Origin of the sequence: Luteitalea sp. (assembly GCF_044337415.1) — a bacterium.
Lineage (GTDB): Bacteria > Acidobacteriota > Vicinamibacteria > Vicinamibacterales > Vicinamibacteraceae > Luteitalea.
This window is the reverse complement of sequence record NZ_JBIINP010000203.1, coordinates 1-6,813: the sequence shown is the minus strand read 5'-3', so window position 1 is coordinate 6,813 and position 6,813 is coordinate 1. Positions and strand designations below refer to the sequence as shown.

Here is a 6,813-nt window from a genome sequence, read left to right as displayed (position 1 = left end):
CCGGGCGACGACCCGACGCTGCTGTTCACCAATGCCGGGATGAACCAGTTCAAGGACGTGTTCCTGGGCAAGGAGAAGCGGGACTACGCCCGGGCCACGACCGCGCAGAAGTGCATGCGCGTGAGCGGCAAGCACAACGACCTCGACAACGTGGGCCCCTCGCCGCGCCATCACACGTTCTTCGAGATGCTGGGCAACTTCTCGTTCGGCGACTACTTCAAGGGCGAGGCGATCCCGTACGCCTGGCACCTGCTCACCGAGGTCTGGGGGCTCCCCAAGGAGCGCCTGCACGCGACCATCTTCATGGGCGAGCCCGGCGTGCCGCGCGACGACGAGGCCTACGACCTGTGGCGGAAGTTCCTCCCGGTCGACCGCATCGGCGAGCTCGGCGCCGAGGACAACTTCTGGCAGATGGGCGACACGGGGCCCTGCGGCCGCTGCTCCGAGATCTACTTCATCAAGGACGACGGGTCCATGATGGAGATCTGGAACAACGTGTTCATGGAGTTCGACCGCCAGCCGGGCGGCGTGCTCGAGCCGCTGCCGGCACGGTCCATCGACACGGGCATGGGCCTCGAGCGCATCACCGCAGTGCTGCAGGGCGTCGAGAGCAACTACGACACCGACCTGTTCCAGCCCCTGCTGCAGGAGATCGCGCGGATGTGCGGCCAGCCGTACACGCGGACCGATCAGGCCAGCACGTCGATGCGCGTGATCGCCGATCACATGCGCGCCAGCACCTTCCTGATCGCCGATGGCGTGATCCCGAGCAACGAGTGGCGCGGCTACGTGCTGCGCAAGATCATGCGTCGTGCGATGCGCCACGGCAAGAAGCTCGGCATCACCGAGCCGTTCATGCATGCGCTCGCCGACAAGGTCGTGTCGGAGATGGGCGATGCCTATCCCGAACTCCGGGCCAATCGCGACAGCGTGGTGAAGGTGATCCGCTCCGAGGAGGAACGGTTCGACGCCGTGCTCACCGCCGGACTCGGCCGGCTCGAGCAGGTGCTCGATCGCGCCGCGGCCTCCGACCGCAAGGTCGTGCCCGGCGACGAGATGTTCCGCCTCTACGACTCGCTCGGCCTGCCGCTGGACTTCATCGAGGACCTCGCCAGCGAGCGTCAGCTGGCCGTGGACCGCGCCGGCTACGAAGCGGCGATGGAGGCGCAGCGTGAACGGGCGCGCGCCGGCAGCCACTTCGAGGTGGCGCGGGCCCAGGGCTTCGCCGTGAGCAGCGCCACCACGCAGGCGGCCCTCGACGTGATTGGCGACCGGTTCGACGGCTACGAGGTCACCGAAGTCCTCGAGGCGCGGATCGTCGCCCTGTTCGATGCCGACCGCCAGGAAGTGCCGGCACTCGACGCCGGGGTGACCGGCTACGTGGTGCTCGATCGCACGCCCTTCTACGTCGAGAGCGGCGGCCAGGTCTCGGACACGGGCACGCTGACGGCCGAGGATGGCCTCGCCACGGTGCAGGCCATGGCACGCCTCACGCCCGGCGGCCCGCGGGTCCACACCGTGACCGTGACGAAGGGCCTGCTGCAGGCGGGCGCCGTGGTCGCGGCGCGCGTCGACCTCGCACGCCGCGCAGCGATCAAGCGTAACCACACCGCGACGCACCTCCTGCACGCCGCGCTGCGCCGGACCCTCGGCACGCACGTGAAGCAGGCCGGTTCGCTCGTCGCGCCCGATCGCCTCCGCTTCGACTTCGTCCACACGGGGACGATCTCGGCCGAGGAACTCGAGACGATCGAACGGATCGTCAACACCGAGATCATGCGCAACACGGCGGTCCAGACGACGCTGCGCAAGACCGACGAGGCGATGGCGCTCGGGGCGATGGCGCTGTTCGGCGAGAAGTACGGCGACACGGTGCGCGTGGTCGACATCCCCGGCTTCAGCCTCGAGCTGTGCGGCGGCACGCACTGCCGCGCGACCGGCGACATCGGCGTGTTCGCGGTGGTCGGCGAGGGCGGCGTCGCGGCGGGTGTCCGCCGCGTCGAGGCCGTGACGGGTGAAGGCGCCGTGGCCCTGCTGCAGGGCGAGCGTCGCCACCTGCAGGCCGTCGCCGGTGAGCTCCACGTGTCGGCGGCCGAGGCGGCCGAAGCCGCCTCGAAGCTGCAGGGCGAGGTGAAGCGCCTCACGAAGGCCTTGCACGAGGCCAAGGTCAAGGCCGCCCTCGGCGGCGGCGAGGGACCGGGAGGCCAGCAGACCCACGATGTGGGCGGCCTGAAGGTGGTCACCCGCCGGGTCGACGGCGTCGATCGGTCGGCCCTCCGCGAACTGGCCGACCAGATCAAGGCGTCCATCGGCTCCGGCGTCGTCGTGCTCGCCGCTGAAGCCGAGGGCAAGGTGAGCTTCGTCGTGTCGGTCACGGCCGACCTGACGACGAAGGTCAAGGCCGGCGACCTCGTGAAGCGCCTCGGCCCCATCGTGGGGGGCGGCGGGGGCGGTCGCCCCGACTTCGCCGAGGCCGGCGGCAAGCAGCCGGAGCACATCGCCGACCTGCTCGCGGCCGCGCCGAAGGCGGTCGGCGACGCGGCGGGAGTGGCAGCCCGCTGACAGGATCGTCAGTCCAGCGACGCCACGCGGGGCTCCCGCGCGGCAGTTCCTGCCACCGGCCGGCCTGATCCGGCCTGATCGCAGGCTCCCCCGACCGGGATCGAGTCTTGCGACGCCATGCCGATGTGATGGGCATGGTCCCCCGACTCCTCGTGTCTGCGCTCGCGGCGTGCCTCCTGGGTATGGCCGCTCCCGCACGCGCCCAGATCTACGTCAGCCGGGATGCCGCCGGCACCCTGGTGCTGTCCGATCGGCCCGTGGACGGCGCCATCAGCTCCTACGCGGTGCGCAATTCGGCCGTACGCACCACTCGCGCGGTGCCTGCCGAGACCGGCGCCCTCTACGACGAGATCATCGAGTCCGCGGCGGCCACGCACGGTGTGCGCCCCGAACTGGTGCGAGCCGTGATCCAGGTGGAATCGGGCTTCAACCCCCGGGCCCGGTCCCACAAGGGCGCCATGGGCCTGATGCAACTGATGCCCCAGACGGCGGCCGGCCTCGGCGTCGAGAACCCGTGGGACCCGGTCCAGAACATCGAGGGCGGCGTGGCCTACCTCGGCTCGCTGATCCGCGAGTTCGGCGACGAGGTGCTGGCGCTCGCGGCGTACAACGCCGGGCCGGGGGCCGTGAACCGGTACGGCCAGCGGGTGCCGCCCTATCGCGAGACCCGGGAGTACGTCCAGAAGATCACGCGCCGCACCGAGGCCGAGCCGGTGGCGCCCAGTGGACGCACGGTGATCTACAAGGTGCTGGAAGAGGTCGACGGCCAGCCACAGTGGCGCCTCACCGATACGCGTCCCACGAGCGGGCGGTACGAGGTCGTGCGCTGATGCCCCACCGACACCGTGCTCCCTAGCCAGACAAGGATTCCATCCCTCGCCGCCAGAGCCGAGGGCGCTGGCCGACGGGCCTGAGGCAGGGTGGCGACTTGTGCCCCACCGGGCGCACGGATAGACTCGCCGCGCACGTGTGTAGGGCACGATGGACATCCTGAACCGGCTGCGACGGACGTTCGGGCGGGTTGGCAGGACAGCGCTCTTCGCGTTCCTGTGCACGGGCCTCCTCGTCCGGTCGGCCGCCGCGCAGGGCACGCCGCCGCCCGGCGTCCTCTTCCTCCACTCCTACGACTCCACCTACCAGTGGACCCGCGATCTCGAGCAGGGCGCGCGCGAGGCCATGGCAACTCTCGGCCCGTCGCTCGCGGTTCGCGTGGAGTACCTCGACGCCAGGCACGAGACGCGGGCGGAGATCCGCGAACAGTTCGCCACGTGGCTGGCCGCCAAGTACGACAGACCGCCCATCCTCATCGTCGCCTCCGACGACGCCGCGGTCGAGTTCCTGCTGTCGCACCCGGCGCTGTTCGCTGACGTGCCGGTCATCTTCGGCGGCGTCAACAGCGCCGCGTTGGCCGCCCGCCTGCCGCGCAGTCGGTTTGCCGGCATCACCGAACCCACCGACGTGGATCACCTGATCACACGGGTCCTCGAGGTGCGCAAGGGCACGCGGCGCGTCTTCGTGGTCACCGATCGCCAGCCCGCGTCGGTCGAGTTGCGCCGGGCCATCGAACTGGCCGCCCGCGAGCACGAGGGGCTGACCGTCACCTACCTGTCGGGAGAGATCCTCGGCTTCGGGCAGATCGTGGCCGCGCTGGCGCGCGACACGCAACCGGACGACCTCGTGATCGTGCGCCCCGTGATCGAGGATCAGGATGGCACGCCCATCGACGCCGGCATCAGCCTGCAGCGCGTGGTCGAGGCGTCGCGCGCGCCGGTGGTCAGCCCGAGCGTGAGCGACATCGGGCAAGGCCTGCTGGCCGGCATCTACAGCACCGGCATCGAGCACGGGCACCGCATGGGACAGAAGGCGCTTGCCGTGATCCGCGGCACGCCGGTCAGCCGGCTCGGCATCGAGCCCTCGATCGACGACCAGCTGATCTTCGACGCGCAGCAGCTCTCGCGCTGGGGTCTGCGCGAGGTCGACCTGCCGCCCGGCTCACGGGTGGGCAACCACCCGCCGAGCTTCTACCGCGCCAACAAGGCCTTGATCTGGACGGGCATCGCGGCGCTGGTGGTGCAGTCGGGCATCATCGGCGCGCTCGTCGTGATGGCGCGGGCGCGACGCCGGGCGCAGCGGGCACTCCAGGCACAGGCCGACGCGCTGGCGGCCTCGCACCAACAACTCGACCTGGCCCATCGTTCGCTGCTGCGGGAGCAGGAGGGCCGCCAGGTCGCTGAAGAGGCGCTGCGGCAGTCCCAGAAGATGGAGGCGCTCGGCCGACTGGCCGGGGGCGTGGCGCACGACTTCAACAACCTGCTGACGGTGATCATCGGCCAGAGCGCCCTGCTGGCGGAGCAGTTGCCGGCCGGCGGCGCGTTGCGGGCCGGCGCCGACGAGATCCGCACCGCCAGCGATCGAGCGGCCACGCTCACTCGCCAACTGCTGGCGTTCAGCCGGAAGCAGGTGGTGCCGCGCACACCCTGCCGTGTCGCCGCGACACTGCGACAGCTGGAACCCATCATCCGCAGGCTGGTGCCGGAAACGGTCGCCGTGGAGTTGCGCGCCGCCGACGACATCCCGGCCCTGATTCTCGGCGAAGGGCAGTTCGAGCAGGTGGTGCTGAACCTGGTGACCAACGCGAAGGACGCCATGCCGGACGGTGGGCGGTTGGCCATCGAGGCGCGCGTCGAGACGGTCGCCTCGCCGCTGCTGGGAGATCCGGACCTGCAGCCGGGCACCTACGTCGTGCTGCGCGTCACCGATTCGGGGCAAGGCATGACGGCCGAGACACAGCGGCAGATCTTCGAGCCATTCTTCACCACCAAGGCGGCGGGGCATGGCACCGGCGTGGGGCTGGCGACCGTGTACGGCATCGTGAAGCAGCACGGCGGCGGGATCACGGTGAACAGCGCGCCGGGCATGGGCGCGACGTTCGCGGTCTACTTTCCGGCGACGCTCGGCGCCGGGGCCGTCGTGGGCGCCTCGCCGCTGACGACCGCGTAGTCCGAGCGCGAGGTCAGCGGCGGAGTTCGGCCGCGAGGCGGTCCACCACGTCCTTGGATTCCTTCAGGCCGAGTCCGGTGGCGTCCCGCACGGCCTTGATGGCCTCGATGAGCTGGCCGTCCCGCACGGCGCGTTCGACGGACGCGGCCACGGCGGGCGGGAGGCTGCCCAACGTCCCCGGCTTGCCCTCCCCCCGGGCCGCCGCCAGTGCCTCGGCCGTGGTGAGCCCCGGCCGTGCACCGCTGGCGCTCCCCGTCGAGCCGCGTAGAGCCTGCGCCTGGCGACGCCGGAGCACCCAGAGCACCACGGCCACCGAAACGACCAGATCGAGGACGATGAAGGCGATGAGCGTGGTGGACATTCAGTCCCTCGGCAGACGCGCGTTGATCGAGGCGCGGAACTCGTGGCGCAGGGCCGTGACGTCGCTCCGCTCGAGCCGCAGCACGCTGGCGATGCGGCTGATCTCGGTGTCCTCGACGGTGGTGATGCCATGCTGCGCGGAGACCGCGAACAGCGCACGGAGGAGTTGGAGTTTCTCCTCACGGCTGGCCAGGACCTCGAACTCGCGCGCGACCTGGTAGTCCTCGGCCGCGCCATGACTGCTGGTGGCCTGCACGGCAAGGCCGACGAGGCGCTGCGCCTGCTCGGGCGAGACGTCGCCCTCGGTCGCGAGGCGGGTCTCCATCACGGCACGCTCCTCGGCGCTGACGTCGTGATCGGCGAACGCCACACGGCCGAGCAGGTAGGCGAAGGCCGCGAGCAGGCGCGCCCGCTCTGGTGCGACCCCGGTCAGGACGGTCGCAATCTCGGATACCGTCTCGGTGTCGTGCGCGGCGCCATCGTCGCCCGCCAGGCCGAGGCTCCTGAAGAGAGCCGACAGCATCAGCGCTTCGGGGAGAAGATGGCGCCGAGCACCCAGCTGACCAGGCTCACGAGCAGCGCGCCGAGCACGGCACTGCCGAAGCCGTCGAGGTCGAAGCCGGGGACGAGGGAGGCCGCGAGCCCGAACGCGAGCCCGTTGACCACCAGGTAGAAGAGCCCCAGCGTGATGATCGTGATGGGCAACGTCAGGATGGTGAGCAGCGGCCGCACCAGCGCGTTGACGAGCCCGAGCACGAAGGCCGCGATGAACAGCGCCGGCACGGAGCTCACGCGGACGCCGGGGACGAGGTAAGCCGCCACCCAGAGGGCAGCCGCCACGATGACCAGGTGGAGCAGGAATCCCATGGGGGTTAACGCTACCAGAGAAGC

At 70.7% G+C, this 6,813-nt stretch carries 6 protein-coding genes; 3 read left to right on the top strand and 3 right to left on the bottom strand.

From position 1 onward, the window contains the following. The 3 genes from alaS to ACIRDX_RS18940 all read left to right on the top strand — a co-directional run. Positions 1 to 2,562: alanine--tRNA ligase (gene alaS, locus ACIRDX_RS18950; RefSeq protein ID WP_396627004.1), on the top strand; the 2,562-nt coding region annotated here is incomplete at its 5' end. A gap of 134 nt (positions 2,563 to 2,696) precedes the next feature. Further along, a complete protein-coding gene (locus tag ACIRDX_RS18945) occupies positions 2,697 to 3,392 on the top strand; it encodes a lytic transglycosylase domain-containing protein (RefSeq protein WP_396627003.1) in 696 nt (231 codons plus the stop codon). 151 nt (positions 3,393 to 3,543) lie between these two features. Then, positions 3,544 to 5,562, top strand: a complete 2,019-nt coding sequence (locus tag ACIRDX_RS18940) for an ATP-binding protein (RefSeq protein ID WP_396627002.1) — start codon at positions 3,544 to 3,546, stop codon at positions 5,560 to 5,562. A 13-nt stretch (positions 5,563 to 5,575) separates the two neighbouring features. Here the strand turns inward: ACIRDX_RS18940 and ACIRDX_RS18935 are convergent, their stop codons facing one another. Genes ACIRDX_RS18935 through ACIRDX_RS18925 form a run of 3 tightly spaced genes read right to left on the bottom strand, consistent with a single transcriptional unit; the run spans position 5,576 to position 6,789 of the window. Continuing rightward, entirely contained in the window at positions 5,576 to 5,923 is a 348-nt protein-coding gene (locus ACIRDX_RS18935) for a ribosomal protein L7/L12 (protein ID WP_396627001.1), read from the bottom strand. Then, positions 5,924 to 6,445: a TerB family tellurite resistance protein gene (locus ACIRDX_RS18930; protein ID WP_396627000.1), complete on the bottom strand. Its 522-nt coding sequence runs from the start codon at positions 6,443 to 6,445 to the stop codon at positions 5,924 to 5,926. Beyond that, a complete protein-coding gene (locus ACIRDX_RS18925) occupies positions 6,445 to 6,789 on the bottom strand; it encodes a phage holin family protein (RefSeq protein ID WP_396626999.1) in 345 nt (114 codons plus the stop codon). Before ACIRDX_RS18925 ends, ACIRDX_RS18930 begins: the two co-directional genes overlap by 1 nt. Positions 6,790 to 6,813 lie beyond the last annotated feature (24 nt).

Bases quoted from the DNA above. Each gene is read 5' to 3' on its own strand.
- ACIRDX_RS18945 (WP_396627003.1), top strand. From the start codon at position 2,697: ATGGTCCCCCGACTCCTCGTGTCTGCGCTCGCGGCGTGCCTCCTGGGT.
- ACIRDX_RS18940 (WP_396627002.1), top strand. From the start codon at position 3,544: ATGGACATCCTGAACCGGCTGCGACGGACGTTCGGGCGGGTTGGCAGG.
- ACIRDX_RS18935 (WP_396627001.1), bottom strand. From the start codon at position 5,923: ATGTCCACCACGCTCATCGCCTTCATCGTCCTCGATCTGGTCGTTTCG.
- ACIRDX_RS18930 (WP_396627000.1), bottom strand. From the start codon at position 6,445: ATGCTGTCGGCTCTCTTCAGGAGCCTCGGCCTGGCGGGCGACGATGGC.
- ACIRDX_RS18925 (WP_396626999.1), bottom strand. From the start codon at position 6,789: ATGGGATTCCTGCTCCACCTGGTCATCGTGGCGGCTGCCCTCTGGGTG.